Origin of the sequence: Laspinema olomoucense D3b (assembly GCF_025370785.1) — a bacterium.
GTDB classification, from domain to species: Bacteria; Cyanobacteriota; Cyanobacteriia; order Cyanobacteriales; family Laspinemataceae; genus Laspinema; species Laspinema olomoucense.
The window spans coordinates 123,552-150,260 of sequence record NZ_JAMXFA010000011.1 but is presented as its reverse complement, the minus strand read 5'-3'; the positions used below and the strand labels follow the sequence as shown (position 1 = coordinate 150,260).

23 protein-coding genes are annotated in these 26,709 nt (G+C 47.1%); 13 read left to right on the top strand and 10 right to left on the bottom strand.

Annotated features, from left to right (window positions below):
- Nucleotides 1-19: 19 nt before the first annotated feature.
- From NG792_RS10610 to NG792_RS10600, 3 genes are all read right to left on the bottom strand, one after another.
- Entirely contained in the window at nt 20-568 is a 549-nt protein-coding gene (locus NG792_RS10610) for a hypothetical protein (protein ID WP_261235413.1), read from the bottom strand.
- A gap of 3 nt (nt 569-571) precedes the next feature.
- Nucleotides 572-1,168, bottom strand: coding sequence for a PD-(D/E)XK nuclease family protein (locus tag NG792_RS10605; RefSeq protein ID WP_261235412.1), 597 nt, complete (start codon nt 1,166-1,168; stop codon nt 572-574).
- Nucleotides 1,169-1,244: 76 nt separating this feature from the next.
- The gene (locus NG792_RS10600) at nt 1,245-3,101 is read right to left on the bottom strand and encodes a sensor histidine kinase (protein ID WP_261235411.1); all 1,857 of its coding nucleotides are present in this window, start codon (nt 3,099-3,101) and stop codon (nt 1,245-1,247) included.
- A gap of 720 nt (nt 3,102-3,821) precedes the next feature.
- On the opposite strand from NG792_RS10600, the gene glpK reads away from it, so the two are divergent.
- Both glpK and dusA read left to right on the top strand, forming a co-directional pair.
- Nucleotides 3,822-5,324: a glycerol kinase GlpK gene (gene glpK, locus NG792_RS10595; RefSeq protein ID WP_261235410.1), complete on the top strand. Its 1,503-nt coding sequence runs from the start codon at nt 3,822-3,824 to the stop codon at nt 5,322-5,324.
- A 205-nt stretch (nt 5,325-5,529) separates the two neighbouring features.
- A complete protein-coding gene (gene dusA / locus NG792_RS10590) occupies nt 5,530-6,555 on the top strand; it encodes a tRNA dihydrouridine(20/20a) synthase DusA (protein WP_261235424.1) in 1,026 nt (341 codons plus the stop codon).
- A gap of 141 nt (nt 6,556-6,696) precedes the next feature.
- Here the strand turns inward: dusA and NG792_RS10585 are convergent, their stop codons facing one another.
- On the bottom strand, nt 6,697-8,736 hold the full coding sequence (locus NG792_RS10585) for a WYL domain-containing protein (protein ID WP_261235409.1): 2,040 nt from the start codon (nt 8,734-8,736) through the stop codon (nt 6,697-6,699).
- A 596-nt stretch (nt 8,737-9,332) separates the two neighbouring features.
- On the opposite strand from NG792_RS10585, the gene folK reads away from it, so the two are divergent.
- From folK to NG792_RS10560, 5 genes are all read left to right on the top strand, one after another.
- Complete coding sequence (folK, locus tag NG792_RS10580) at nt 9,333-9,821, top strand: 2-amino-4-hydroxy-6-hydroxymethyldihydropteridine diphosphokinase (protein WP_261235408.1); 489 nt, start codon at nt 9,333-9,335, stop codon at nt 9,819-9,821.
- A gap of 122 nt (nt 9,822-9,943) precedes the next feature.
- Nucleotides 9,944-10,144 carry a heavy-metal-associated domain-containing protein gene (locus NG792_RS10575; protein WP_261201398.1) on the top strand — a complete coding sequence of 67 codons (201 nt, stop codon included), beginning with the start codon at nt 9,944-9,946 and terminating at the stop codon, nt 10,142-10,144.
- 178 nt (nt 10,145-10,322) lie between these two features.
- The gene (locus tag NG792_RS10570) at nt 10,323-10,874 is read left to right on the top strand and encodes an NUDIX hydrolase (RefSeq protein ID WP_261235407.1); all 552 of its coding nucleotides are present in this window, start codon (nt 10,323-10,325) and stop codon (nt 10,872-10,874) included.
- 62 nt (nt 10,875-10,936) lie between these two features.
- Complete coding sequence (locus tag NG792_RS10565; RefSeq protein WP_261235406.1) at nt 10,937-11,788, top strand: ADP-ribosylglycohydrolase family protein; 852 nt, start codon at nt 10,937-10,939, stop codon at nt 11,786-11,788.
- Nucleotides 11,789-11,815: 27 nt separating this feature from the next.
- Nucleotides 11,816-13,255 (top strand): FAD-binding domain-containing protein, encoded by a 1,440-nt coding sequence (locus tag NG792_RS10560; protein ID WP_261235405.1) that lies wholly within the window; start codon nt 11,816-11,818, stop codon nt 13,253-13,255.
- A 72-nt stretch (nt 13,256-13,327) separates the two neighbouring features.
- Here NG792_RS10560 and NG792_RS10555 read toward each other — a convergent pair whose 3' ends face one another.
- A complete protein-coding gene (locus NG792_RS10555; RefSeq protein WP_261201394.1) occupies nt 13,328-14,278 on the bottom strand; it encodes an NAD-dependent epimerase/dehydratase family protein in 951 nt (316 codons plus the stop codon).
- Between the two features lie 139 nt (nt 14,279-14,417).
- On the opposite strand from NG792_RS10555, the gene purD reads away from it, so the two are divergent.
- From purD to NG792_RS10540, 3 genes are all read left to right on the top strand, one after another.
- Entirely contained in the window at nt 14,418-15,707 is a 1,290-nt protein-coding gene (gene purD / locus NG792_RS10550) for a phosphoribosylamine--glycine ligase (RefSeq protein ID WP_261201393.1), read from the top strand.
- Nucleotides 15,708-15,893: 186 nt separating this feature from the next.
- Complete coding sequence (locus NG792_RS10545) at nt 15,894-16,949, top strand: AAA family ATPase (RefSeq protein ID WP_261235404.1); 1,056 nt, start codon at nt 15,894-15,896, stop codon at nt 16,947-16,949.
- On the top strand, nt 16,946-17,449 hold the full coding sequence (locus NG792_RS10540; RefSeq protein ID WP_261201391.1) for a cysteine--tRNA ligase: 504 nt from the start codon (nt 16,946-16,948) through the stop codon (nt 17,447-17,449). The genes NG792_RS10545 and NG792_RS10540 overlap by 4 nt, the downstream gene beginning before the upstream one ends.
- A 119-nt stretch (nt 17,450-17,568) precedes the next feature.
- Here NG792_RS10540 and NG792_RS10535 read toward each other — a convergent pair whose 3' ends face one another.
- Nucleotides 17,569-18,480 (bottom strand): DMT family transporter, encoded by a 912-nt coding sequence (locus NG792_RS10535; protein ID WP_261201390.1) that lies wholly within the window; start codon nt 18,478-18,480, stop codon nt 17,569-17,571.
- Nucleotides 18,481-18,825: 345 nt separating this feature from the next.
- On the opposite strand from NG792_RS10535, the gene NG792_RS10530 reads away from it, so the two are divergent.
- Nucleotides 18,826-19,134 carry a DUF1830 domain-containing protein gene (locus NG792_RS10530; RefSeq protein WP_261201389.1) on the top strand — a complete coding sequence of 103 codons (309 nt, stop codon included), beginning with the start codon at nt 18,826-18,828 and terminating at the stop codon, nt 19,132-19,134.
- Nucleotides 19,135-19,309: 175 nt separating this feature from the next.
- Here NG792_RS10530 and fabG read toward each other — a convergent pair whose 3' ends face one another.
- Nucleotides 19,310-20,077: a 3-oxoacyl-[acyl-carrier-protein] reductase gene (gene fabG / locus NG792_RS10525; RefSeq protein WP_261201388.1), complete on the bottom strand. Its 768-nt coding sequence runs from the start codon at nt 20,075-20,077 to the stop codon at nt 19,310-19,312.
- Nucleotides 20,078-20,248: 171 nt separating this feature from the next.
- Between fabG and psb32 the strand changes: the two genes are divergently transcribed.
- Nucleotides 20,249-20,977, top strand: a complete 729-nt coding sequence (psb32, locus tag NG792_RS10520) for a photosystem II repair protein Psb32 (RefSeq protein ID WP_261235403.1) — start codon at nt 20,249-20,251, stop codon at nt 20,975-20,977.
- Between the two features lie 180 nt (nt 20,978-21,157).
- Here the strand turns inward: psb32 and NG792_RS10515 are convergent, their stop codons facing one another.
- A complete protein-coding gene (locus NG792_RS10515) occupies nt 21,158-21,541 on the bottom strand; it encodes a DUF4346 domain-containing protein (RefSeq protein ID WP_261235402.1) in 384 nt (127 codons plus the stop codon).
- 188 nt (nt 21,542-21,729) lie between these two features.
- Between NG792_RS10515 and NG792_RS10510 the strand changes: the two genes are divergently transcribed.
- Nucleotides 21,730-23,265 (top strand): glycosyltransferase, encoded by a 1,536-nt coding sequence (locus NG792_RS10510; RefSeq protein ID WP_261235401.1) that lies wholly within the window; start codon nt 21,730-21,732, stop codon nt 23,263-23,265.
- A gap of 204 nt (nt 23,266-23,469) precedes the next feature.
- Here NG792_RS10510 and NG792_RS10505 read toward each other — a convergent pair whose 3' ends face one another.
- Together NG792_RS10505 and hisH are read right to left on the bottom strand one after the other, a co-directional pair.
- Entirely contained in the window at nt 23,470-25,293 is a 1,824-nt protein-coding gene (locus NG792_RS10505) for an aspartate kinase (RefSeq protein WP_261201384.1), read from the bottom strand.
- A gap of 713 nt (nt 25,294-26,006) precedes the next feature.
- Nucleotides 26,007-26,651, bottom strand: a complete 645-nt coding sequence (gene hisH / locus NG792_RS10500) for an imidazole glycerol phosphate synthase subunit HisH (RefSeq protein ID WP_261201383.1) — start codon at nt 26,649-26,651, stop codon at nt 26,007-26,009.
- Nucleotides 26,652-26,709: the final 58 nt, after the last annotated feature.

Genomic DNA, 26,709 nt, shown 5'->3' with positions numbered 1-26,709 from the left:
CGTCTATCTCCTGCCCCCTTTAACTTAGGGCTTTTTCTATTAAGTCGGTATATTTTTCCAGGGTAGTTGCATAATAACTTAAAAAATCCAGGGCCGGTTGCCGAACGACTTTATCAAATTTATCGACTTCGTTCGGTAGCACCTTTAAGGGTTGGGTGACTAGATATGGACTGGAACTATAATCTATGTCTCCCTGTTTTAAATTTTCTTCTTCTTTGAGTTTTTCCATGAGAAGCTCTCCCAGGCTATAGTCTGAAGATTTTACATAAAGCAAGGGGGGATTTTCCATTCCAAACAATCGCTCCGGGGTTAATCCTTCCAGACCAATTAGGATGACATATTCATCATAAGCCGATACCCAATTAGCATGGGAAATATAAATCTCCGTCTCTTCATACACAATAAAATTCCACTGATTTTTCCACCAGGAATTTTTAACTAAATCCGCTTCCAGAGATTCCAAAAAATTCTGTAGCTCTGTTCGGAGGGTTTGTTCAGCTTTGAGAAGTTCCTGATAAATTTCCCAATTTTTGGCTAATAACTTACTTTCGTCGGAGAAAATTTTCATAAATCAGACCCTTGACACCACCTCGATCCAGTCTACCAAAATATGTTTAAGTTTTAGATCATTCAGTTGCGGCACAACTTGATCCAAGGCGGCGGCGAGTTGGGGATAGGAAAGCAGGTGCCAATGGGACGCGTCTCCACTGAAGGGTGCTCGTCCTTCGGGGGTTAAAAAGATGGCGATTTGTCGTTCTTTAGGGATGCGTTGCGCTGAACCTAACCGTCGCATTTCGATAATTTCTAAGTCCGCTTGGTTGATGCCTTCTCGGCCCAAAAGATTGTTATCGATCGCCACTAAAAACTCACCGGGTCGATAAAGAATCAGATCCAAGCGTAATTGGGGTGCGATCGCAGCACACAGGACGCGATAGGGTTGGCTGAAATGCTCCGGGGGAATGCAGTCATCACAGAGTTTCACAAGCTGTTCTAAAAACAGGGGACCTTGCCCATGACTGCCCTCCGCATCTAACAGCCACCCTAATACGGTGGTTTGAGTTGTCTCATTTTTGCTCAGTTGCAAGAGAGAGAATAGATTAAAATTAGCAACCTGAAGCTGCCTGGATTTCTGATGGATGTCGGAAAAACTTGTCAAAAATGCAGACATTTGAGCTTGTTTTTTTTCTCGTTTTGACTGCCCTAGGATTCTAAATTTCCCCAGAAGGGCGCTCATTTTTTGGATTTTAGATGGCATTTAAAATGGGGACAGAAGGTCGAGTGTGCGGGATGGATAAAGGATGAGCTAAAGGTTCAAGGGGAAGGGTGATTTTAAATTCTGTCCCTCTCCCGGGTTGCGAACTCACCTCGATTTTTCCCCCATGTTTTTCTACCACGCGGTAAACAATCGACAATCCCAAACCCGTCCCTTTTCCGGGGGGTTTCGTGGTGTAAAAGGGGTCAAATATTTTACTGCGGATTGCCTCATCCATCCCCGCACCATTATCGGCGATTTTGACCTGGATGGTTCTTTCATTTAACTTCTGGGTTTGAATCAGGATTTGGCGAGGGGATTGAAGCGCAGTGGAGTCTTTCGGCTGTTTGCTTTCTAAGGCATCGATCGCATTAGAAATCAAGTGCATAAACACTTGGTTGAGTTGGGCCGGATAGCACTCTATTGGCTCCAATTCATCATAGCGGGTAATCACTTCAATGTGCGGTTGCAGACGATGGTTACAGAGCAACAGGGTACTGTCAATTCCTTCATGAATATCTACTCGTTTTTTCTCAGATTCGTCCAGGCGCGAAAAGTTACGCAGAGACAGGACAATCTGGCGAATTCGCTCGGAACCCATGCTCATGGAGGATAGCATTTTGTTCAAGTCGGCGATCACGAATTCTAAATCCACATCTTCAATGAGTTCCTGTAGTTCCGGGGACGGATTTGGATGCTCTTTTTGATATAGTTTGACGATTTCGAGAATGTCTTGGATGTAATGATTGCTATGCTCAATATTGCCGGTGATAAAGTTGATGGGGTTGTTGATTTCGTGGGCAATTCCCGCCACTAACTGTCCCAGGCTAGACATTTTTTCAGTCTGAATGAGCTGGGTTTGAGCTTGCTGAATTTCCTGGAGTTGTTCCTCCACTCGACTAATCAGTTGATTGAGGGAGGTGGCTAATAAACCGGCTTCATCTTCGGTGAGGATGGGGGCGCGGAGTCTATAATTCGATTGTTCAGTGGTTCGTAGGGCAACTTGGGTGACCCATTCAATAGGACGGGCGATCGCCTGACTGGTGTAGGAGGCTAACATCGCGGCGATCGCCACGGATAGAATCATGCTGAGAACAGCAATTTTCCATCGCAGGGATTCGGCTTTAGTAAAGGTCTCTTTGGCCGCCGTCTCTTGAGCCTGGGCTGCATCTAAGGTCTGGTCTAATTCCTGATAGAGGGCTTCTAATGCCACTTCCACTCGGGAAATTTGGGCCAAAACGCTCGGTCTTTCCGAGTCAGTGAGACGAGTCACTGAACCGGATACAAAATTAGGATTCAATGTCGGTAACTGAATCAAGTCTTGTGAAGATTTTTCAGCAATTTGTTGAATCTTCCATAATTTTTGGATTTGGGATTCATCCACGGTGAGTAAACTATTGTCATTAGTTTGAACCAAGACTTGCAAATGGGTTAAAAGGCGCTTAACTTTCTGACTTTGCGCCAGAAAGCTGCGGCTTTTTGATTCATTCCAGAGGGACTCCTCTGCACCGGAGACTAAACCTTGTTGATACGATCGCGCGGTAATTACCTCATATTGCAAATGGGTGAGGATCCGTTGTTGCTCGTAGGCATGAACCAGTTGCTGTTTTGCTTTGTTGTGATAGCGATCGCCAACTACTAACCCCAGACCCGTTCCCAGTAAGGCGATCGAAATTGTCAGGGCATAACCATAGCCGATTTTTTGCTTAATACTTAAGCGGCGAATGTTGGTTGTGAGCTTATCCACGAAATTTGGAGCGGATTTCCCTACACTGCCAATCGGTGGTGGATCCAGAATCGCTCTCTGTTGTCGGGTCTCTAGGACCTCGTAAGGCTCTTGAAGCTGCATAGATGGGGCTTCCCTCGCTGATAAAGATACTCTTGTCTGAGGACAAGCGGTGTTTTCTCGGTGTGAGGATCCCAACATAACGGTGATGAAGGTCTCCTCCTCAACGATGTCAACGCTGACTTAGGTGGCAAGCAACTGCCAACTAGCTTGAATTCCCGAATGGAACAGGCATCCGTCTTCACAAAAAACTTTGTGAATCGGGTTAGTGGTGCGTGAGCATTTCTCTACTTTATTAAATTTTTATAAAATTTCCAAGGTTTTTATAATTTTCCGTGATCATACGGAGCCTTTAGGGGCTTGACATTGAGGACCACTGGGCTGGATATTTAAAGGAATTAATCTATTTGCTTTGAACAATTATATGCCCGTCAGTGTAAGATTGCAAATATTTAATCTTTATTTTGAAGATAAGTAATCCTCAGAGGCTACTATCTGAGAATTTAGGCTTACTCGTTGATGGGGGGAAAGTTCGGGGGGCAGTGGAATAAACGGATTGATAGCAATTCAGCTCTCAAATACTAACCATACCCAAACTCTCCTCCTCGTTAATAGACCTTTGGCAAAAAAACGATTGATCCCCCCAACCTCCCAGGAGTTCCCCCTATAGTCACCCTTCCCAAGGGGAATGCCAGAGAAATCAATATTTAATTACAGGGGGTTTAGAGACACTTTGCGAAGAATTATAGTCCCTCCCCATCCTTCATTTACCCCCCATATTTTATGAACCACTCTACCTCAAATATAATTCTAGGACTTGACCTAGGTACTACCGGGAATCGAGCCATTTTATTTAATCAAGAGGGCCAAGTAATTGCCCAAGCCTATCAAGAATTAAGGCAATTTTATCCGCAACCGGGTTGGGTAGAACATGATCCAGTCGCTATCTGGGAGGATACCTACCATTGCATTCAACAGGTGGTGCAAAACAGGGGGATTTCGGGGTCGGAAATTGCGGCGATCGGTCTAACCGTCCAACGGGAAACCTGTTTGTTGTGGGATAAAACCACGGGAGAACCCTTACATCCGGCAATTGTCTGGCTCGATCGCCGGACTGCACCCCTGTGCCGAGAATTGACGGAAAAGGGTCATGCTGAGGACATTCAAAATCGCACCGGATTAGTTTTGGATGCCTATTTTTCCGCTACTAAACTCGCCTGGTTATTAAAATGGGTCCAGGAGAATAGACCGGATATTAATCCCCAAAATATTCTCGCCGGAACTATCGATAGTTGGATTCTTTGGAAACTCACCGGGTCTAAGGTTCATGCGACCGATCGCAGTAATGCCAGTCGCACCCTGTTAATGAATTTACAAACTTTAAATTGGGACCCCACTCTCTTAAATTTATTCGGAATTCCCGAGGAGATCATGCCGGAAATCCGCGACAGTTTTGGCTATTTTGGAGAAACCGATCCGGATATCATGGGGTTTTCGGTGCCGATTATGGCTATTTTAGGGGATCAGCAGGCGGCATTATTCGCCCACGGTTGCGATCGCCCGGGATTGGTAAAATGTACTTATGGGACCGGCTGTTTTTTAATCGCTCAAACGGGTCAGGAATTAGTCCGATCGCATCATCAACTCCTCTCCACTGTTGCTTGGACTGATGGCAATCGGGTTAATTATGCCTTAGAAGGAGCAATGTTTACGACAGGACGTGCTGTGCAGTGGTTGCGAGATGGATTAAACCTAATTAATTCGGCAGGGGAAACCGAGGCGATCGCCCGTTCCGTTCCCGATAGTAATGGGGCCTATTTCGTCCCCGCCTTGAGTGGACTCGGTGCACCCCATTGGGATATGAGTGCAAGGGGGGCATTTTTTGGACTCACCGCCGGAGTAACCCGAGCACATCTGGTTCGCGCTGTTTTAGAAGCAGTCGCCTATCAAGTCAAAGAAGTTGTCGATGCCATCAACCAAGATAGTGACACCCCCGTACAACGTTTAAAAGTCGATGGCGGCGCTTGTGAAAATGATTTTCTGATGCAATTTCAAGCGGATGTGCTCAACATTCCTCTCGAACGTCCTACAGTCCTTGATGCTACCGCTCAAGGTGCCGCCTTTGCTGCCGGTTTAGCGGTGGGTTTCTGGACCGATTATCACACCCTAGTTCAAACTCGCACCCTGGATCGATGCTTTGAACCGGGACCGGGAAAAGTTACTGTAGCCACTCATTTTGCTCAATGGCAAAAGGCTGTCAGTCGGGCTAAAAATTGGGTGGATTGAGAATAGGATTGAGGGGGTAAGATAGGGAAATTCGATTTATGTTATGATAATAAATTGGATAAAATTTAAGGAGAAATTGGCCTCAGAAGTTTGAAACAGTTTGCCCGGTTTAACCCGAAAGAGGCGCTAATTCCAGATTTGAAGAGACCTAAGCCCTCAATCCTGACCCGTTTATTGCCGTCCCATTGCTGCGATCGCCCACATGATGAATCTTATCAACACCCAGGTTTTTCCCCAAGTTCAGGAGTCCGAATCGAGCCATTCCGAAGCAGGTTTCCCGTTGAGTGTGGCACCGATGATGGATCGGACCGATCGCCATTATCGCTACTTTATGCGCCTGATTACTAAGCGCACCTTACTCTATACGGAAATGATTACCACAGCGGCGATTATTCATGGCGATCGTCCAAAATTGTTGGGATTTTCCCCAGAAGAAAAACCCCTGTCACTGCAACTTGGGGGCGATGATCCCCAGGAACTGGCGGAATGTACCCGGATTGCCGAAGATTTCGGTTATGACGAGATTAATTTGAACGTAGGATGTCCCAGTAGTCGCGTTCAAAATGGGAATTTTGGGGCTTGTTTAATGGCTCAACCGGAACGAGTGGCGCGGGGAATAGAGGCGATGCAACGGGTAACAAAATTGCCGGTAACGGTGAAGCATCGCATCGGAATTGACGATCGCGATCGCTATGAAGATATGAGAGAATTTGTGAGGATTATCTCCGAATCCGGATGCCGTCGATTTACGGTACACGCTCGCAAAGCATGGCTTTCAGGGTTAAATCCCAAAGAAAACCGCACCATTCCCCCCCTGCGCTATGAAGATGTTTATCAGTTAAAACAAGAGTTTCCTGAATTGTGGATTGAAATCAATGGCGGCATTACCACAATGGAACAAGTGCGCGAACATTTGCAACAGGTGGATGCGGTGATGATTGGCAGAGCTGCCTATGATAATCCTTATTTATTTGCCACCTGCGATCGCGATATTTTTGGGGAAGAAATCCCGCCTCTTTCTCGGCATCAAGTCGTCGAAGCGATGTTACCTTATATTGACCACTGGTTAGCTCAAGGTTCCAATTTGAATCAAATTAGCCGACATATCCTGCAACTGTTCACGGGACAAGCTGGAAGTCGGGCATGGAAACGACATATTAGCGAAAACGCTTATCTTCCTGGTGCAGGATCGGACGTCATTCGTGCTGCCTTAGCCAAAGTCCTGGAATAGCTAAGAATGGAAATTAAGGGAAGGTCAAACCCTAAAGGGTGAATTACTCCCGGTTCTAGCAATCAAAAATTTTTCCTGATTCTCCCTCCCCTCGTAGGCGAGGGCCGGGGACAGGTTTAGGGGTGTATCACCGCCAATTTATTACAATTTGCGGTGATACACCCTCACAATTTCCTGGCCGATTTTTTTAATTTTCTTGACTAATTCCGGCGGAGTATGAATTTTAAGATTGCCATCAAATCCCACAATCCATCGCAAAAAAGTTACATCATTTAACGACCATTTGGGAACCTTAATTTGCAGTCGATTGGGAAATTCCGGATCCGGGGAGGGAGTTAAGTAAATGGGCGATAATTTATCATCTTCTTGCAGAAAAAAAGGCTCAGAAATTGTAATTTTGTGGCTGGGTAAATGCTTGGTTTCTTCTCGAATAAACCGAAAAGATTTATCAGTAAACCATAATTCCACGATTAACTCTACTTGCTTGCGGTTTTCGGGATTGGAACTGAGAAAACGACGCTGCTGGGTGGTACTGGTTCCTAAAAATATGCCAGCACTTTCTTGGTAAAGGGTTTCTAATTGTCGTCCCGATTTTTCCTGAATTTCCGCGCTGCGGGAGGTTTCCATTTCTTGATTCACCCGCAAACGGTCCAATCGTTCCAAGCGAAATAATCCCGGTTCTGTGCCGCCTTCGCATTCATAGCCCAGATACCAGGAACCCCGATAAAATATGATTTTTAACGGCCAAGCTAAAAAGAAATGTTCGGTATTTTTTGATAAGTCTTTAAATCCGGGAATGCGTTTAAACTCTAGTAAGGTTGCTTGGGCGATCGCCGCCTCGATTCTGGGAATAAAGGGAAAATCCCGGGCATTATAATGGGCAATTTCGCGAATGGAATAAGCATCCGAACGGTGACCATTTAACTCCGTCAGTCCCATGCGGTCTTTTAACTGCTGGGAAATCGAAAGGGCGAGGGGGTCGGCGAGATAACATTCCTGAGACTGGAGCAACCAATAGATTTGCTTTAACTCCCTGGGGGAAAAAATCGCTGTTCCTGCAAAATAACCGGGTTTCAAGGGCAAATCTGCTAAAATTTTATAGGGTTTGAGGATGCGATCGATATCTTTTCGCAGGTGATTGTCTCCGGTTTGAGGAATAATTTCCTGTTCCTGAAGTGCGATGGCCAATGCCTGAAAGTTCGCGGGTCCTGGTTCTCGAAAAATGGGGTGATGGATGATAAAGCGAATAGTTGCAAGCACTCGTTTAAACGGTGCGATCGCCGAGTAAAAATGGGGTGAAACTGCCAAATTTTCCACCTGTTCTACTTGAATGGGTGGAGCATTACCATCCCAAAACCCGCCGCTTCCAATCAGATGATTTTTTTCCAACCATGCCAGATCTGATGCCAAAGCAACCGAGTCTGCATAGAGTTCTCCGGCTAATTTTCCCATGATGGCGCTAATTTCTTCGATGGCGCTGGTAAATTGGGGCAGGGGATCAAAAAGGGTTTCTAAAACCGATGGCGCGGTGTTTTGCAGGTTGCCGATTCCCGGATAGCGCAAAATCAGGGAAATTAAGTGCATGAGGCGATCAAAATCCTGCAACTGGGAATACCGATGGTATCGGGGTTGAGAAGAGGAGTATCTGGGTTCTGCTGGGTGGCGATCGCGCAGACGTTGGATTTTGCCTTGGATATCTTCCGCGTGAAACCCTTGTTCGGGGTTGACTCGATACAATGCTGAAAATCCTTCTGCCATCAGCGGAGGAAACTGATGCAGCGATCGCGACATAGACTCCAGCACCCCCTCTGGCACCTGGCGACTGCGCATTTGGTTCCATCGCTTGCAGGTTGCCAAAGGCGTCACCAACTGCCACCCCATCCAGGGAACCTCAAACTGCCGCAATTTGCACAGCAAACTCATCCGCCATCCCCGTTTGGCATTGGTGGCGTCATAGATTACGCTGTTTCCTGCCGCGATCGCAGCTTGGATCTGAGCGATCGCCTCTTGTTCAATCGCTTCCCAGTTTCCTTGGATCCGTTCATCCCCATAGAGAGATTTGCGGATCCCATCCGTCGAAACGATCCGTCCCTCCGTAAGTTTTGTCAGCATTGTGGCAAAGCTAGATTTGCCACAACCAGGGATCCCAATCAAAAAGTGGCAGATTAGCGGCGGTTGCATAGTGGGGTCGTGGAACTGATACTATTTTAGGGGCTAGATTTTAAACTTCGCTCCCTAGGATTGATAACATAATTACTGGACTTCTTTAACGTTAACCGTTTGATTTTTTCTCGGAGGGACCCAAGTTCTCCCCTTTTCCCCCCTACTTTAATGCACTCAATCTTAAATCGCTTGACCTAAACTCGGCTACTTTTTGTTTCCTAAACCCCAATTTTCAAGAGATTATCCGGCCACCAATCCGCTTTACCTGGAGCAGGTTTTCTAATTTTGTGGACATCCAGGCTCTAATTTATCAAAAGTTATTTTTTTCCTAAAAATTTTTAATATTATAATAGAATTCTATCTGACGAATATAGTTTAATTCGCCCAATCTAATCCGTTACAATCCTTACAATACTGGGTTGAAAGAAGGATCAGCTTAGACAGTTAAAAGCTTATAGGGCCAACTGGGGAACAGAGATTTCCGGGAAAATGGGAGATAAATTTTTGGGGTTGGGGCCGTAATCAGAATGAATCGAACAGGTAAAATAACCTTGTAACTGTGGAAAACTCGTAAACGGTTTGTTTATGCCTCCCCTCCCCTACGCTCTGAAACCATGACAGCAGTGATCTGTGCGATCGCCCTGGGAAGCAATCTGGGTGACTCCCCCAGGATTTTGGAAGCGGCGATCGCCCAGTTAGATGCCACCCCAGGGATATCGGTAAAGCAGACTTCCCGATGGTATCAAACGGCACCGATAGGCCCTCCGCAACCTGATTATCTCAATGGCTGTGCTTTAGTGCAAGTCCAACTCACCCCCCACCAGTTATTAGAGCGTTTATTAGAGATTGAAAACCAATTCGGACGGATCCGCCGGGAACGGTGGGGACCTAGAACCCTGGACTTAGATTTACTCTTCTATGACGATGCAATTGTGGCAACGCCCAACTTGGCACTACCGCATCCTAGGATGAGAGAACGAGCATTTGTCCTAGTGCCTTTAGCAGAAATCGCCCCGGACTGGGTGGATCCAGTATCCGGCGAGGCGATCGGTCAACTTCTGCAACGAATAGACATCAGCGGGGTGCAAACCTTGTACAATTGACAAATCTATTCTATGAATCGATGGGATCATGAGTTAATTCCCATAAATCTGCCAGAGGGGAGAGAGCAAAAATAAGCCTTTTCCGTCACAATAGGAAGCCGTAAAGTAAACGAGGTTTAACAATGTCACTCAAACTAAAAGTTCCCTCAATGGTCTGTGAAAGCTGTGCCGAAAAAGTGACAGGCGCGATTAAAACTGTTGATTCTGATGCTCAAGTTGATATTGATTTAAAAAGCAAAACGGTCACCCTAGATTCTGCCGCTTCGGAAGAATCCTTCAAACAAGCTATTACCGCAGTTGGCTTTGAAGTCAAGGAGGACTAACCTCTGATTCATCCAAATTAAGGGGTGATAAGTTCTCCTAAAACCCGGTGCGTTACAGCGGCAGCTAAACGCACCAGCGCGGTTAAATGTAAGTTGGGTAAAGTCTCGGGGGAATGGTCTCGAATTCCTCTTTCTCGTCGTTAATCTGCACATTCAGCGATCGCCGTTTTAAATAACTATGGTATTCGGTCAAGAACCCCCCACCCTCATCAAACATCGTCTCTCCTATTCCGGTCGAAAATTTGGCTTTGACGTCAACCGTTTACGCCTTCCCAATGGTGCTGAAGGCGAATGGGAATGCATTCGACACCCAGGCGGCGCACTCTGCATCCCCGTTACCGCAGATGGACGACTCGTTTTAGTGGAACAATATCGATTTGCGGTCCAAGGACGATTACTGGAATTTCCGGCGGGAACCGTGGAACATGATGAAGAACCCTTTCAAACGATTCAACGGGAAATAGAAGAAGAAACCGGATATCGTGCGCATCAATGGCAAAAATTAGGGCAGTTTTTCCTCGCTCCGGGGTATTCTGATGAAGTAATTTACGCCTTTTTAGCCCAAGATTTAGAAAAGTTGACCACGCCGCAACAATTGGATGAGGATGAAGATATCCAAACGGTTTTAATGACGCCTCACGACTTTGAATTGGCAATTTTAAATGGAGAAGTAGTCGATTCTAAATCAATTTCCAGCTTTTTTCTAGCGCAGCGGATGTTAAATTTTTAAAGATAAGCCTCGAAGAGGAAAAGGCGGCATACTGTCCATCTTAGGGTTGAAAAGGGGAAAAAATGCTTTTAGAATTAGCCATTGGTGATGCTTACGGGGCGGGATTTGAATATGCTGACGAGATGATTTTGGAGAATACTTTAACTCATTATGTTCAACATCCTCGGCATCCAATTTCTCCCGGATGTTACACCGATGACACGCAAATGAGCTTGGCGATCGCCGAAACCCTAGTATCTGGAGAACCCTGGACAACCCTGGCAGTTGCCAATCGCTTCGTTACCGCCTTTAAACGCGACCCCCGAGAAGGATACTCGCCCAAATTTTATGACTTCTTGCTACAAATCCAAGATGGAGCCGACTTTTTAGCTAAAATTAACGTTAGAAGTGATAAAAGTGGTGCCGCCATGCGTGCCGCACCCATTGGGGTATTAGCGACTCCAGAAGCTGTGATGGAAGCAACCACTTTACAAGCAGCGATTACTCATAATACCCCCGATGGCATTAATGCCGCTTGTGCTGCTGCTTTAATGGCTCATTATTTTATTTATAATCTGGGATCTAAACTCAATTTGGGTGAATTTATTGAAACATACATCCCCGGTTATCAATGGTCCGAACCCTGGGAAGGACCTGTAAAAACAACCGGCTGGATTTGTGTAAAAGCGGCCCTAACCGCGATCGCCCGGAATCATTCCCTGAGTGGACTGCTGCAAGATTGCATCGCTTTTACCGGCGATGTGGATACTGTCGCGGCGATCGCCCTTGCCGCTGCCTCCTGTAGTCCAGAAATCACGCAGGACCTTCCCCAAACCCTCATCGACACTTTAGAAAATAAGACCTACGGAAAAGATTATATCATTGAATTAGACCAAAAATTAATGAGTTTAAAGGGAACTCAAATCGAAAATTAAAGCGACTTATAAAACCAAGGAAGATTCATGACCGATTTAATTTTATTTTGGCATCGCCGCGATTTAAGAATAACCGATAATATCGGATTGGCGACGGCCTTTGAAAAAAGCCGAAAAATCGCCGGAGTATTTTGCCTAGACCCCAATATTTTAAACGGCGCTGATATTGCACCAGCGCGAGTTAAATATATGCTGGGATGTTTGGCTGAACTGCAAGAAAACTATGCTAAAATTGGCAGTCAATTGTTCATCCTCTTTGATGAACCCACACAGGCGATCGCCCGATTAGCCACTGCTTTACAAGCGAAATTTGTTTATTGGAATTTAGACATAGAACCTTATTCCCAGGACCGAGATAAAGCAGTCCGAGAAGCCCTGAAAGAACAGGGAATTGCGGTGGAAACCTTTTGGGACCAGCTATTACATTTTCCCGGAGAAATTTGTAGTAATACCGGCAATCCCTACACCGTTTATACTCCCTTTTGGAAAAACTGGATTCGCCAAACCAAAGCCGAACCTGTCCCCGGATTAGAACAAGCCATTTCTCTGAGTAAAGAAGAACAAGAACGGGCCAAAAATGCCGGTGTAGTTGCGTTACCGACCCTCAAAGATTTAGGATTAAGTTGGGACAATCCTTTAATGCTAGAACCGGGGGAAAGTGCTGCGCGATCGCAACTCGAAGAATTTAGCGATCGCACCATTTACGACTACGACGAACAACGGAATTTCCCCGCAATTCCCGGAACTTCTCTATTAAGTGCCGCCCTTAAATTTGGGGTGATCGGCATCCGTACCGTCTGGAATTCCACCTTAAACGCTGCTGAACAATGCCGAAGTGACGAAACCCGCAAAGGTGTCCAAACCTGGCAACAAGAACTCGCATGGCGCGAATTTTATCAACAAGCCCTCTATCATTTTCCCGAACTCGCTACCGGACCTTATCGAGAAGCTTGGAAAGACTTTCCTTGGGAGAATAACGAAGAACTTTTTCAAGCTTGGTGTGAAGGACAAACGGGTTATCCCATCGTCGATGCTGCCATGCGCCAAATGAATGAAACCGGCTGGATGCACAACCGTTGCCGGATGATTGTTGCCAGTTTTCTCACCAAAGATTTGATTATCAATTGGCAGTGGGGAGAGCAATATTTCATGCAAAAATTATATGATGGAGACCTCGCGGCGAATAATGGCGGTTGGCAATGGAGTGCCTCCAGTGGCATGGACCCCAAACCCTTGCGAATTTTTAATCCAGCAACCCAAACCCAAAAATTCGACCCGGAGGGAGACTACATTCGGGAGTGGGTACCTGAGTTGCGATCGCTGGAAACAGAAACCTTAATTTCCGGGAAAATTCTTCCCTTGGAACGGAAATCCTGTGGATATCCTACACCCATTGTCAATCACAATGAGCAGCAGCGGCGATTTAAAGCCTTATATCAACAACAAAAAGCCTTGACAGAAATGTAAAAATTCAATGTCACGACTTCAGTCGTTACTAAGAACATCGGAAAACGACTGAAGTCGGGAAAGTAAAATCCCTTACTGATAAAGGGATTGAATCCACTCCCATTCCCGGGTTAATCCCTCTTTGAGAGGGACTTGCGGCTGATATCCGATGAGACGCTGTGCCTTGGAAACATCCGCACTGGTGTGACGTGCATCTCCGATCGCCAACTCGACATAGTTGCGCTTAATGGGACGTCCAATTACCTCTTCAATGGTATCAATTACATGAGCCAGAGAGACCCGAGAACCGCCGCCAATATTGAACACTTCCCCTGTCGCTTCTTGGGAACTCGCCGAGGCTAAATTGGCAGCAACTGCATCACTAATATAAGTAAAATCTCGGGTTTGCTGTCCATCCCCATAAATCGGGATTGCTTCATCAACCAATGCCGCTTTAAAAAACTTGTGAAACGCCATATCCGGACGCTGACGAGGACCATAAACGGTAAAATAACGCAACCCCACCACGGGCACTCCAAAATTACGGTGATATAACACACATAACTGTTCTGATGCCAGTTTAGTAATTCCATAAGGGGAAACAGGCGCCGGACAAATCGCTTCACTCGTCGGCATCGTTTCTGCATTGCCATACACCGAGGAAGAAGAGGCGAAGACAAATCGTTGGAGTTGCTTGGCATCCTTTGCTGCTTCTAGCATTATCTGGGTGGCGTTGAGATTGCGTTCGGTGTAAGCACGAAATCCCTCTCCCCAACTGGCGCGGACCCCAGCTTGTGCCGCTTGATGATAGATGAAATCCACATCAGCAAGCAGCGATCGCCAATCTAACGATTGGATATCCGCTTCAATCAGTTGAAAGGCTGGATGCGTTGAAAATGAAGCAATATTTTTGCGTTTTAAGCGGGGGTCGTAGTAATCGTTGAATTGATCAATGCCAATCACCCGTTCCCCGCGATCAAGGAGGATTTCGGCTAAATGAGACCCAACAAAACCCCCAACACCAGTCACAATACTTGTCGTCATAAATTCACCACAGGTACAGTTGAAGAGAAATTAATGGAAATTGCCCTAAAGAAGCTCTCCCGTTCTAGCATAAAATCTATGGAGTCACCATCATTCATGGCCGACTCACAGATCAAGTTAAGTGCTAAACGAGGGAAACGTGAAGGTTTTAGTTGTGGGAAATGGGGGCCGGGAACACGCCCTTGCTTGGAAACTGTTGCAATCTAACACCGTTGAGACTGTGTTTTGTGTGCCCGGAAATGGAGGCACGGCAATTTTAGAAAATTGCCAAAATTTATCCTTGACAGCAACCGATTTTTATGGTATCAAAGAGGCGGTCCAAACCCATGAAATCGGGTTAGTCGTGATTGGCCCAGAAGTGCCATTAGCGATGGGAATGGCCGACTACTTACACCAAGAAAAAATCCCCGTGTTTGGTCCTTCGCAGTCGGGTGCACAACTGGAAGCGAGCAAATCCTGGGCGAAAGCATTTATGCAAGATGTGGGAATTCCCACAGCGCGATCGCAGAGCTTCACCGATGAAGAAATCCCCCAGGCATTGGCTTATGTGGAAGAACAGGGTGCGCCGATTGTGGTCAAAGCCGATGGATTAGCCGCCGGGAAAGGGGTGACAGTGGCGGCAACGGTGGAAGAAGCCAAAGCTGCGATCGCCGAATCTTTTGGGGGCAAATTTGGCCTCTCTGGTGAATGCATCGTCATTGAAGAATGCTTAATCGGTCAAGAAGCCTCCGTATTAGCCATTACCGATGGCTTAACCGTGCGTCCTCTACTTCCGGCCCAGGATCATAAAGCCGTGGGAGAGGGGGATACAGGGCCGAATACAGGCGGAATGGGAGTCTATGCACCGGCCCCCTTGGTCACCCCGGAGATGATGGAACGGGTGCAGAGGGAGGTATTGGAACCGGCGATCGCCAGTTTGCGCGATCGTAACATCGACTATCGAGGCGTCCTCTATGCCGGACTGATGATTTCCCCCGAAGGCGACATCAAAGTGCTGGAATTTAACTGCCGCTTTGGGGACCCCGAAACCCAGGCCATTTTGCCCCTCTTAGAAACCCCCCTCGATGAAGTTCTCCTCGCCTGCGTCAACCAAACCCTAGCAGAACTCCCTCCCCTGCGCTGGAAAAATGGAGCCTCTGCCTGTGTGGTGATGGCTGCCGGAGGATATCCAGGAGACTATAAAACCGGGGATGTGATTACCGGATTAGAGCAAGCAGAGGCGATCGGTGCAGTCACCTTCCATGCCGGAACCGAACTCCAAAACGGACAAGTTCTCACCAAAGGAGGAAGAGTCCTCGGCGTCACCGCGATCGGCACAGACTTTGACGATGCCTTTGCCAAAGCCTATCAAGGCGTCGAACAAATCCACTTCGACGGGTCCTACTATCGCCGAGACATCGGCCATCGCGTCCGGTCCCCAATTGCTTAAAATTCATGTGTAGCATTGCCCCCCTACTTATGTTAATGCGGCATCAGTAGAGGAGGGCAATGCCTACTGTCTATTACAAAGTCTTTGATTGTGCTAGTTTAGCTTTTAAAGGAATCGCGAACTAAATTTTTGCTTCTAATTTCCAAAAGCCTCTCTGAGGGGATGAACTTCGTTGAGGAGGAATTCATGTTAAATAGTTTAAATATCAAGAATTTGACAGTTTTTTCGGAGGTTTATCTTAATTTTTCTCAACAACTTAATGTTATTATTGGTGAAAATGGAACTGGAAAAACTCATCTTCTTAAAATAATTTATTCTGCACTGGCTACCAGTTGGGAAGAAGGAAGAAAACCCTCTAATAACTCACCGACCAAGACCTTGATGCAAAGTCGTTTAGCCGAAAAACTCGTGAATGTTTTTCGGCCTGAATCGCTGGGACGGCTGGCTCGGCGCAAGCAAGGGCGGAATAGATGCGATATTCAACTGGTTTTTGAAAATTCTCAGTTTGATTTTGCCTTTAGTTTTTCCACCAATAGTAAAACAGAAGTATTACTAGAAAAAGTCCCAGAATGTTGGCTAGACATAGCATCAGTTTATCTCCCAACCCGTGAATTGTTAACAATTTTTCCAAATTTTGTCTCCCTGTATGAAAGTCATTATCTAGAATTTGAAGAAACTTGGCGAGACACTTGCCTACTGCTGGGCGCTCCTTTACAACGTGGCCCCCAAGAGAAAAGAATTCAACACTTATTAGCTCCCCTTGAATCAGCAATGGGAGGAGCAATCATCTTCGATAAAAATGGCCGTTTTTATTTAACAAATGAAAGCGGTAGATTTGAGATGCCACTGGTTGCCGAAGGCCAACGCAAATTAGCCATGTTAGCCCGTTTAATAGCAAATGGGATGTTATTAGACAAAGGATTTTTATTTTGGGATGAACCAGAAGCGAATCTTAATCCCTTATTAATTAAACAGGTTGCTCGGAGCATTGTCAGTTTGAGTCAGGCAGGGATTCAAGTATTTATAGCAACTCATAGCTTATTTTTGCTGCGTGAGCTAGAAATTCTGATGACTGATCCCCAAAATTCTGCATTCTCTGCCCGATTCTTTGGTTTACACTTTTCAGATGATAACGTTTTAGTTAGACAAGGGGATGCCATTGATGAGATCGGAGAGATTACAACTCTGGATGAAGAACTTGCCCAATCTGACCGATTTATTCAAAGCGTAATTTCAGGATGATGGACATCCAGGTTGATAGTTTAACCTTTAGTTTCCCCGACTCTTGGGAAGTGAGCAAGTACGATGAATGGGCGTTTTATCGGAATCAGTTTTCAAGGATGTTGTCTGGCATCAAGGCTGTTGATCTGATTGCGATTGAAGGCCCGGTGATCTGGCTCATTGAAGCGAAAGACTATCGGCAGCAAAGTCGAACAAAGACGCTGGACTTGGCGGAAGAAGTAGCAGACAAAGTGTTATGTACCTTGGCTGCGATGTTGCCTGCTAAACTTAATGCTTCGGACAGTTCAGAACGTAATTTTGCTGCACAGGTTGTCAGAGGAAAGCGCTTGCAGGTTGTGTTGCATCTTGAGCAACCTGTTACACACTCTAGGCTATTTCCCCGTGCGATTGACCCTTCAAAGGTTCAGTTAAAACTCAGAACCCTAATCAAGCCCATTGATCCGCACCCAAAGGTGGTCGAGTCCACTCAGATGCAAGGTTTACCTTGGACCGTAAAATGAGGCGGCCCCGCATCTGATTTGTAGGTTAGATTAAGAAGGAAAATTTGGTTAGAACTTTTGAATAATTTCCCCCTTTTAAAAACCCCTCTTAAGATGAAATTACCGGCCCGGTCTAAGGGTTATGATTCTGAGGGAATGGGTCGAGTGGCAAGGGCGGCGATCGCCACGCCAATCAGCAAGACGATCGCCCCACTGATGACCCCATTTCCCGGCAGTTCTCCAAAGATAAAATAGCCTAAAATACTCGCCCCCACAGGTTCAAATAGGATAACTAAGGTGACCAAAGTTGGAGACATCCACCGCAAGGCCCAGTTAAAGCTGGTATGTCCAATCAGTTGCGGTCCGATCGCCATCAAGAGAACATACCCATAAACTGATGAAGGATATCCCCAATAACTCGTTCCCCATAACAGCGGTAACGGCAACAAAATCAGGGCGGCACTACTATAGGCGATCGCCGCATAACTGCCAATTCCCATCCCCCGACGTTGTGCCTCTTTTCCTAATAATAAATAACCGCTAATTGCCCAGGACCCAATCAAGGCTAAACTATTTCCTAACAGGGGATTACTGGCGATCGCACTCGATTCTGCCCCACCTAAACCGATTGCTAATCCGCCAATTAATGCCAGGGTAATTCCTACTAAAGTGCCTGGTTTTGGCTTTTCTCCACACAGGAAGGAAAACAGGGCAATCCACACGGGATTTGTCGTGACGATCGCCGTAGATGCTGCAATAGAGGTATAAGATAAAGACGTAATCCAAGTGGCAAAATGAAGGGCTAGAAATACCCCGGCAATCCCCGCATAGATAACGGCCCCAGATTGTAGGGGTTGCGGTTTGATGTTTTTCCAAGCCGGTAGTAGCACCCAGGCAGCTAAACTCAACCGAGAGGCCGCTAAAATCAGGCTAAATCCTACCCCTTGTGCCCCCGCTGCATGGAATGCCAATCGGATTAAAATCGCCCCAGTCGAGAGAGCGAAAATACCTAGTCCTAAAATTAAAGCGATGGTCCAGGGGGCCGGTTTCATTCTTCACGTCCTGTACTGGCAAAACTTTCGCAAATTGAACAGATGGAACCGAATCCCTAGGCGGGCAGGCGATGAATTGCCCCTTGTAGGGATAGCGGGAAGCGGTCAGTTCTGAGGGGGCTGTATTAATCCTCACCTTAAGCCTTAACAAGGCCCTTTTGAGCCGGGTATATACTTAAGTCCCCGTACAATCCCAGAATCTAACCCAGGATAGATATAAAAGGATTTTATCAGTGATATAAATTGAAGATAGGATTTGAGCCAGTTCTACTTTTCTTAAAGGTAGAAAACGAGGGGAACCGTCAAAATCCCACCCTAACCCACTTAGCATTTATCGCCATTAAAATGATATTAACTTCAAGGCTGGAAGAACAAGTTAAAACAGACGATGCTTTTTATCCCCATATTTTATGTTTTCATAGCAATTTGACCCCTTATCTTCAAATTATTAAATTGATTAATTCAAAAGATTTTGAATTAAGACGAGTTTTGTTTCCTCAAGAACGGTTGATGTTTACCGCTGTTCCAGAGGCTCAATTAGAAATTACCACTTGTCAAGATGGGATTCCCGGTAGGCCGGAACGGATTTCTTGCGATCGCTTGCAGGTTCAGGTATCCGAATCTCGTTCTTATAACCAGTCCATCGCCTCTTAAAACATTGGATTAGACCCCGTAAAAGGAGAAAATCCGCACTGTCCCACCCCTGAGCCTTTGCCGAAAAAGTTGGCAAAGGCTAATTTTTTGACAAAGGGAAAGGCCGTTTAAACCGGCTTTAACTTGAGCAAAATAGGCATTTGGGGAGGCCGATTTCACCAGGCGGGAGGGCTGCTTAAGCCATCACCATTCCCCCATCCACATTAATCGTTTGCCCGGTGATATAAGCCGCAGCCGGGTCCGCAGCGAGGAACCGAACTAAACCGGCCACTTCTTCAGGTTCCCCATAACGACCAAGGGGAATAAATTTGAGGATTTCTTCACCACCTTTGAGGTCTTTTGTCATATCAGTGGCGATGAATCCCGGGGCAACTGCATTGACGGTAATCCCGCGAGAGGCGAGTTCTTTGGCAACAGTTTTGGTAAAGCCGATGACCCCGGCTTTTGCTGCACTGTAGTTCGCTTGGCCGGGGTTACCCATTTGACCAGCAACGGATGCAATATTAATAATCCGACCGGACTTTTGTTTGAGCATGAGTTTGCTAACTGCCCGAGTACAGAGAAAAACTCCCGTGAGATTGGTATCAATAACCGCTTGCCAATCTTCCGGTTTCATTCTTAACAGGAGAGTGTCGCGAGTAATTCCGGCATTATTAACTAAAATATCGATGCGTCCCCATTGATCAGTGACCGTTTTGATCAAGGCATCGACGGAATCAACATTGCTAATATCCGCTGGGATGGCAGTTGCCTCCCCACCAGCGGCGGTAATTTCCTCTACCAGTTGATCAGCAGCGGTACTATTACTGGCATAGTTAACGGCAATTTTAGCTCCTTCGATCGCGAGGGCGAGGGCGATCGCCCGACCAATTCCCCGCGAAGCACCCGTCACCACCGCTACGCGATCGCGCAATCGTTGCACCTGTTCTGGTAATGCTTCCATAGAGAGTATCCTTCGTTTCACTGCATTTTGAACTCAATCATCTTACCGGGTCAGGGACAGCAACAAGTCGGAGAGTTTAGGCTTTTTTACGAAGTCACCGAGGGGAGTATCTGCTTTAATCGGTCCGGGTCAATGGGGTAAAGTTAAACAATAACTTTTGAGACCCATTTTATGAAACAGATCCTCCATCGAATCACGACCTGGAAAGCCGGATTTCAGGGACTTCTTTTATCCATCACGGCGATCGCCTTAGCAACCTTGGTGGCAGTGGCACCGGCTGCGGCAACTGGGGTTTATCAAATGCCAATTCTCCATGCAGGCGATCGCACTTGGACCATTGATGATGCCGAAGTCCTCAGTCGCCTCACCGAAGGCAATATCAGCAAAGCCCTGAGTCAACTCCAAAAAGACACCGGCAACGAAGTTCGTCTCGTCACCATTCGCCGCCTAGACTACGGCGAAACCATTGATAGTTTTACCGAAACACTCTTTGAAAAATGGTTTCCCACCCCAGAGGAAGGGGCCCATCAAACCTTACTGGTGGTGGATACCCTTACGAATAATTCCGCCATCCGGACTGGAGATGACGTCAAATCCCTCTTAACCGCTGAAATTGCTGAAAGTGTGGCCCAAGAAACCCTACAAGTCCCGTTACGAGAGGGGGATAAATACAATCAAGCCTTAACTGATGCCAGCGATCGCATGATTGCCGTCCTTTCCGGTCAAGCGGACCCCGGTCCCCCGATTGTTGATACCAGCTTGGACATCGAACGCACCTTTGCCACCGCAGAAGAAACCGATACCGGCAATGCCACGGTAGTGGTGATCGTCCTCTTAGTCCTCGCAACGGTTATCCCAATGGCAACCTATTATTTCTATCAAGGAGGCTTTTTACAGTAACTGACTGCACTGATTTTGACTCTGGATTCGGCTTGGGGATGAGCGCATTGACCCAAAATGCGCTCATCTGCAACCTCAGTGGTTAGAACGCGGGTTTGGTGTCAAACTCTCCACTGGCATTGCCACAGATAATCGCCCAGAAACTCGGTTGTTTGTTCCTGGAAAGACTATACCCTTACCCTAATCCTGAACATACTCCTCTCCACTCTCCAGGGCCATCTGAGCCCGCATAAATTCTCGTCCCAGATAGGCAGCGTGATCCAGCATCGTCACTGAACAAGGGTTCGTTTCCTCAAAAATTTTTACGCAGAGTTCTTTCGCGGTTCTCCCAGAGAATAACGTTTCGTAGGTGCGTTGGACCTTTCCTCGTGCGGGTATGGGTTTTCCGGTTTCCGGGTCAAGGGCTAACCCTCGCTCATCAATCACATTGGTATAATGCTTGGCACAAATTAATTCCGCCTCGCGATCGAGGTAAATGATGAAATAACCCCCAGGGTCGAGAGCAAGCTCACGTTTAGAGAGTTCGTCATCAATGGCACGAATCTGGGATGGGAGTGAATTCATAATTAATAAGAGCGACTTTTATCTTCTAGATTATCGAAAATAGCGCGATCGCGATGATCCAAATTATCTTTCATTTTCGGTCAAAGACTGACTAGCTAATGCTTCAGGGTTTAAGCTACTATTGAGAATGTGGCGAATCTCCCTCAACCCTATACACTTGAGGCAGTCGTTTGGTGAAAAATCTGCTGATGCGTATTGCATTTCTGAATCCCCAGGGTAACTTCGATCCAAAAGATACTCATCTGACTGAACATCCGGATTTCGGGGGCCAGTTAGTTTATGTGAAACAGGTGGCGATCGCGATCGCCAATCTAGGTCACAAAGTTGATATTATCACTCGCCAGATTATTGATGCCGACTGGCCCGAGTTTGCCGAAGGGTTCGATTCCTATCCTGGGGTGGAAAATGTCCGAATTATCCGCTTTCGGGCGGGTCCAAAAGGATTTATCCGCAAAGAACTACTCTGGCCGCTTATGGTCAAAGAATGGGTTCCCAATATTCTCCAATTCTATCGCCAAGAGGGCGCATTCCCCGATATTTTTACCACCCATTACGGGGATGGGGGTCTCGCTGGTGTTTTGATTGAAGCCGCCACAGGTATCCCCTTCACCTTTACGGGTCATTCCCTCGGCGCTCAAAAAATAGACAAACTGGAAATGACGCCGCAAAATATGGAAAGCATGGACAGGCATTTTCATTTTGCTCGGCGTTTGATGGCGGAACGGTTGAGCATGAATCGGTCAGCGATCAATATTACCAGTACGAAAACAGAACGCTTTGAGCAATATGGTCATCGGGTTTATCGCGATGCGGTGGATGTGAATGACGATACCCGGTTTATGGTGATTCCACCCGGGGTCGATGCCAGTATGTTTAGTCCCAATGTCTCCTGCGAGAATGAAAAAGAGATTCAGGACCTAATTGATGAACGATTGGCCCGGGATATTGATGAGGACCGTCTGGGATATCCGATTATTTTGGCCTCTAGCCGCCTCGCACCGAAGAAAAACCTCCAAGGGCTCGTGGAAGCCTTTGCCCAGAGTGAGACGCTGCAAAACACCGCCAATCTGTTAATGATTACGGGCGGACTGGATAATCCCCTTCAGGAAGAATGCAGCGACGATGAAACAGAACGGGTCTTAGCGCCGATTCGGAAAGTGGTTAAAAAGAATAAGTTATGGGGGAAAATCAGTGCGTTTTGTGTGCCGGATCAACCGGCTTTGGCTGCTTGTTATCGATTTTTAGCAAAACGGGGTTCGGTGTTTACTTTAACTTCGTTGTTTGAACCTTTTGGGTTAGCGCCGTTGGAAGCAGCAGCGGCTGGCTTACCCTTGGTGGTGACGAAAAATAGCGGGTTGAGTGAAGTTCTCAAACAGACCCCGGAAGAATGTGCGGTCCTGGTTGATCCTGCTGATTGCTCAGATATTGCCCGAGGATTAGAACGGCTGTTAGGCGATCGGGAATTATGGGAACAGATGCGATCGCGCTGTCAAAAGCTGGTTTTGGAACAGTACACCTGGGAAAGTACCGCCAAAGAGTATCTGAAGGTCATTAAAGAAATTGTCGCTGCACCCAATGACCGACGGCCCGAAAAGGTCCTGATAATTCATCCCTATTTCCGCAATCCGAAACCGGCTTTTGATTTGAATGTAGATGATTTAAACGCCCTGTATTTTCAGACTGAAGAAGTGAGCGAAAACGGGACGGAAGAAAAGGCGGAATAATATATAGCAATTTTCACATCCATGAGGTACATCTATATCGATCCCCCCTAGCCCCCCTTAACAAGGGGGGGACCTGGAAAGTCCCCCTTGTCAAGGGGGATTTAGGGGGATCGGTGAATGTACTTCACCAACAAGAGAAACGCTATAACAACTCATAATAACCGGAATGAGGGTGAAGTTTTCTCCACCCTCATTGCTTTTGCATCATGCAGGAACTTCGATTTTTTGAGTTCCCGCCAGATTGAAGATGGCGTGAATAACTTGTAAAGCTTTCACCCCCGACTCGCGATCAACTACGCAACTGACTTTAATTTCAGAGGTGGCAATCATTTGGATGTTGATGCGTTCTCTTGCCAAGGCATTAAACATCTCAGCAGCAATGCCGGGATGATTTACCATGCCGGAACCGACGATGCTAACTTTGGCAATTTCCTCATCTACAACAATTTCTCCACAGCCTAATTCTGCGGCTAAAGGAACTAAGACTCGGCGGGCATCTTTGGCATCATTCCGGGCCACGGTAAAGGCAATATCTCGGGTGGGAGTGCCGTTGATAATATGGCAGCGTTGGGATTGGATAATGGTATCTACGCTAATATTTTCCTGGGCGAGGACACCGAAGAATTTCGCCGCCATGCCGGGGCGATCGGGGATATGGCGAATTGCCACCCGCGCTTGATTCAAATCCAGGGCCACCCCACGGACTGGGGGAGTATTCGGGGCGATCGCCTTAACTGGACTGGAACTGCCGGATTGCAGGGGAGAGGAACTGACTTCAAAAGCTTGGCAAAGGGCATCGATCGCGCGATCGCATTGGTCCGCATCCACTACGCAACTCACTTTCACTTCTGAGGTGGAAATCATTTGCATATTCACCCCTGCCTCAGCCAGGGTCGCAAACATTTTCGCCGCCACACCGGGACGTCCAATCATTCCAGCGCCCGAAATACTAACCTTGGCAATCTGGCGATCAACCATGACTTCTGCCTCTTCTGGGGCTGAATCCAGGCGGTTGCGGAGGGTCGGGGCGATCGCTGCTGCCACTGCCTCTGCCTGATTCACCGATTCCTGACTCACCGTAAAGGCAATATCATTGGTATTCAATTCGTGAATGGACTGAATAATCAAATCCACATCCACTTCTTGCCGTCCGATTTCCCCAAACAACTGCGCCGCCACACCGGGGCGATCGGGAACCCGCAACAGGGCAACTTTCGCCTGATTCGTATCAAATTCCACCCCATCTACGGGATGCACCAGTTCCAACCCTTCTAGGGGTCTTGCCATTGGCTTCGGTGAACTCACCAGAGTCCCTGGATCATCGGTCCAACTGGACAGAACCACCAAGGGAACGCCATAGTTCCGGGCAATTTCTACCGCCCGAGGATGCAACACTTTCGCCCCCAAACTGGCTAATTCCAGCATTTCATCGCAGGTAATTTCCGTCATCAGTTGGGCATCAGGAACCAAACGGGGGTCAGCGGTTAAAATGCCCGGGACATCGGTATAGATTTCGCAGCGATCGGCCCGTAAAGCAGCCGCCAGGGCCACCGCCGAGGTATCCGAACCCCCCCGTCCCAGGGTGGTAATTTCCAAATCTTTCGTATTCGTGATGCCTTGGAATCCCGCAACTACAACCACTTTACCTTCTTGTATCTGTTGCTCAATTCGTTGCGTCTCAATTCGCAAAATCCGGGCGCGGGTATGTGCCGCTTCCGTGACAATGCCCACCTGTGCACCCGTCAGGGAAATTGCCGGTTGCCCCAATTCTTGCAACGCCATACTCAACAGGGCGATGGAAATTTGCTCTCCTGTGGAAAGCAACATATCCATTTCCCGGCGAGAGGGATTCGACGAGATTTCATTGGCTAATTTTACCAGTCCGTCAGTGGTTTTTCCCATTGCTGAAACGACCACCACCACGGAATTGCCGCCCTTCACGGTTTTGATCACCCGTTCGGCAACGGCGTTAATGCGTTCAACGGACCCTACGGAGGACCCCCCGTATTTTTGGACTATCAGCGCCATAATTCTTACCCACTTTTACCTTAAACTCGCCCCGAATCCCCGGGTTGCGCTGCAACTGACATTCAGGTGTGCGATGCGGCCTATAACAATAACTTAATCAAGGTAACAGACTGCTGTTTCCGAAAACCGCTTAATTTGCAAATTGCTTTACCCTGGAGTCCCGATTCACCTGGGCCTCCCGCCAGGGTTAACAGCAACCCAGCCCCTGACCCGGGCGATCGCAAAAATAGGGGTTTCAAACCCAAGTTGGGGCCGCTAGTTTACTTAACTTAATCTATTTTTAAGCAAATGCTTCCCTTGATGTAAACCTTTCTTGCATTTGCTTGCGTCTGGATCAAAAACCGCTAAAGTAGTAATTGAAGCGGAAAACGCTTCCCTGGCAGATTCAAACAGCCAAGTCCACGTTCACACCTAAAGAGGTTAAAGCTGTTCCATTTTACATCTGTCTCGTACCACAACAAACCGAAGAACATCACCCAATCCCCGGGCTGATATTTCCTCCAATGATGCAGTAGGGAGCAATGCGATTGAAACTGCGGTTTCACGGCCACCTCCACAAAAGCTCAAAAGAAGAGAGGAAGTCACTAAGCTAGGACCGATTGGGTGTTGTTTTTTGCCCTAAATTTTCAACGGATTGACGGATTAAATTTTTGCCAGAACCTGAATTAAGTAGAGTTTTTATAACCGGGGTACTCATACCCCGGTTTGTTGTTTTAATGGGACATTGCCAGCGATCGCATCTCGATTTGTTGGACAAAGTTGGCTAACATTTGCAACCCGGCAGTGGAAGATTTCTCCGGGTGAAATTGCACGGCAACGAGGTTATCCCGGGCGATCGCAGCGGTGACGGTTTGACTGCCATGAGTTACAGTAGCGGCAGTTACGGCAGAATCAACAGGGTCAACGTAATAAGAATGGACAAAATACAACCAAGGCTGATGCTGCAAATGCTGCCACAAGGGAACATCTGGTTGCGTCAAGTCCAGACGATTCCACCCGATATGGGGAATGGTTAAACCGGGTTCGGATTTAAAGCGACGAACCACCCCAGGAATAATGCCTAAACCGGGTTCTTTTCCTTCTTCGCTGCTATCAAACAGGATTTGCAATCCGAGACAAACCCCTAAAAAGGGTTTTCCCGAGGCGATCGCATCCTGAACCGGGGAGACTAAATCTCTATATCGCAAATGTTGGATTGCTGGATCAAAGGACCCCACTCCGGGTAACAGAACCGCATCTGCCTGCTCAATTTCCCCAGGGACATCGGTGATTTTGGCTGTGGCCCCTGCATTCTCCAATCCCTTACAGACGGAGTGCAGATTGCCCATATCATAGTCGATGACGGCGATTACCGGCATTGCCTTTTTCCTTAAAATACTTGACTGAGGCTCTATCTATTATAAAGGGTAACGGACC

Bases quoted from the DNA above. Each gene is read 5' to 3' on its own strand.
- fabG (WP_261201388.1), bottom strand. From the start codon at position 20,077: ATGGAAGCATTACCAGAACAGGTGCAACGATTGCGCGATCGCGTAGCG.
- psb32 (WP_261235403.1), top strand. From the start codon at position 20,249: ATGAAACAGATCCTCCATCGAATCACGACCTGGAAAGCCGGATTTCAG.
- NG792_RS10555 (WP_261201394.1), bottom strand. From the start codon at position 14,278: ATGACGACAAGTATTGTGACTGGTGTTGGGGGTTTTGTTGGGTCTCAT.
- NG792_RS10515 (WP_261235402.1), bottom strand. From the start codon at position 21,541: ATGAATTCACTCCCATCCCAGATTCGTGCCATTGATGACGAACTCTCT.
- NG792_RS10575 (WP_261201398.1), top strand. From the start codon at position 9,944: ATGTCACTCAAACTAAAAGTTCCCTCAATGGTCTGTGAAAGCTGTGCC.
- NG792_RS10540 (WP_261201391.1), top strand. From the start codon at position 16,946: ATGATGGACATCCAGGTTGATAGTTTAACCTTTAGTTTCCCCGACTCT.
- NG792_RS10600 (WP_261235411.1), bottom strand. From the start codon at position 3,101: ATGCAGCTTCAAGAGCCTTACGAGGTCCTAGAGACCCGACAACAGAGA.
- NG792_RS10585 (WP_261235409.1), bottom strand. From the start codon at position 8,736: ATGCAACCGCCGCTAATCTGCCACTTTTTGATTGGGATCCCTGGTTGT.
- NG792_RS10545 (WP_261235404.1), top strand. From the start codon at position 15,894: ATGTTAAATAGTTTAAATATCAAGAATTTGACAGTTTTTTCGGAGGTT.
- NG792_RS10605 (WP_261235412.1), bottom strand. From the start codon at position 1,168: ATGTCTGCATTTTTGACAAGTTTTTCCGACATCCATCAGAAATCCAGG.
- NG792_RS10535 (WP_261201390.1), bottom strand. From the start codon at position 18,480: ATGAAACCGGCCCCCTGGACCATCGCTTTAATTTTAGGACTAGGTATT.
- NG792_RS10610 (WP_261235413.1), bottom strand. From the start codon at position 568: ATGAAAATTTTCTCCGACGAAAGTAAGTTATTAGCCAAAAATTGGGAA.
- NG792_RS10565 (WP_261235406.1), top strand. From the start codon at position 10,937: ATGCTTTTAGAATTAGCCATTGGTGATGCTTACGGGGCGGGATTTGAA.
- NG792_RS10570 (WP_261235407.1), top strand. From the start codon at position 10,323: ATGGTATTCGGTCAAGAACCCCCCACCCTCATCAAACATCGTCTCTCC.
- folK (WP_261235408.1), top strand. From the start codon at position 9,333: ATGACAGCAGTGATCTGTGCGATCGCCCTGGGAAGCAATCTGGGTGAC.
- dusA (WP_261235424.1), top strand. From the start codon at position 5,530: ATGAATCTTATCAACACCCAGGTTTTTCCCCAAGTTCAGGAGTCCGAA.
- NG792_RS10560 (WP_261235405.1), top strand. From the start codon at position 11,816: ATGACCGATTTAATTTTATTTTGGCATCGCCGCGATTTAAGAATAACC.
- glpK (WP_261235410.1), top strand. From the start codon at position 3,822: ATGAACCACTCTACCTCAAATATAATTCTAGGACTTGACCTAGGTACT.
- hisH (WP_261201383.1), bottom strand. From the start codon at position 26,651: ATGCCGGTAATCGCCGTCATCGACTATGATATGGGCAATCTGCACTCC.
- NG792_RS10505 (WP_261201384.1), bottom strand. From the start codon at position 25,293: ATGGCGCTGATAGTCCAAAAATACGGGGGGTCCTCCGTAGGGTCCGTT.
- NG792_RS10510 (WP_261235401.1), top strand. From the start codon at position 21,730: ATGCGTATTGCATTTCTGAATCCCCAGGGTAACTTCGATCCAAAAGAT.
- NG792_RS10530 (WP_261201389.1), top strand. From the start codon at position 18,826: ATGATATTAACTTCAAGGCTGGAAGAACAAGTTAAAACAGACGATGCT.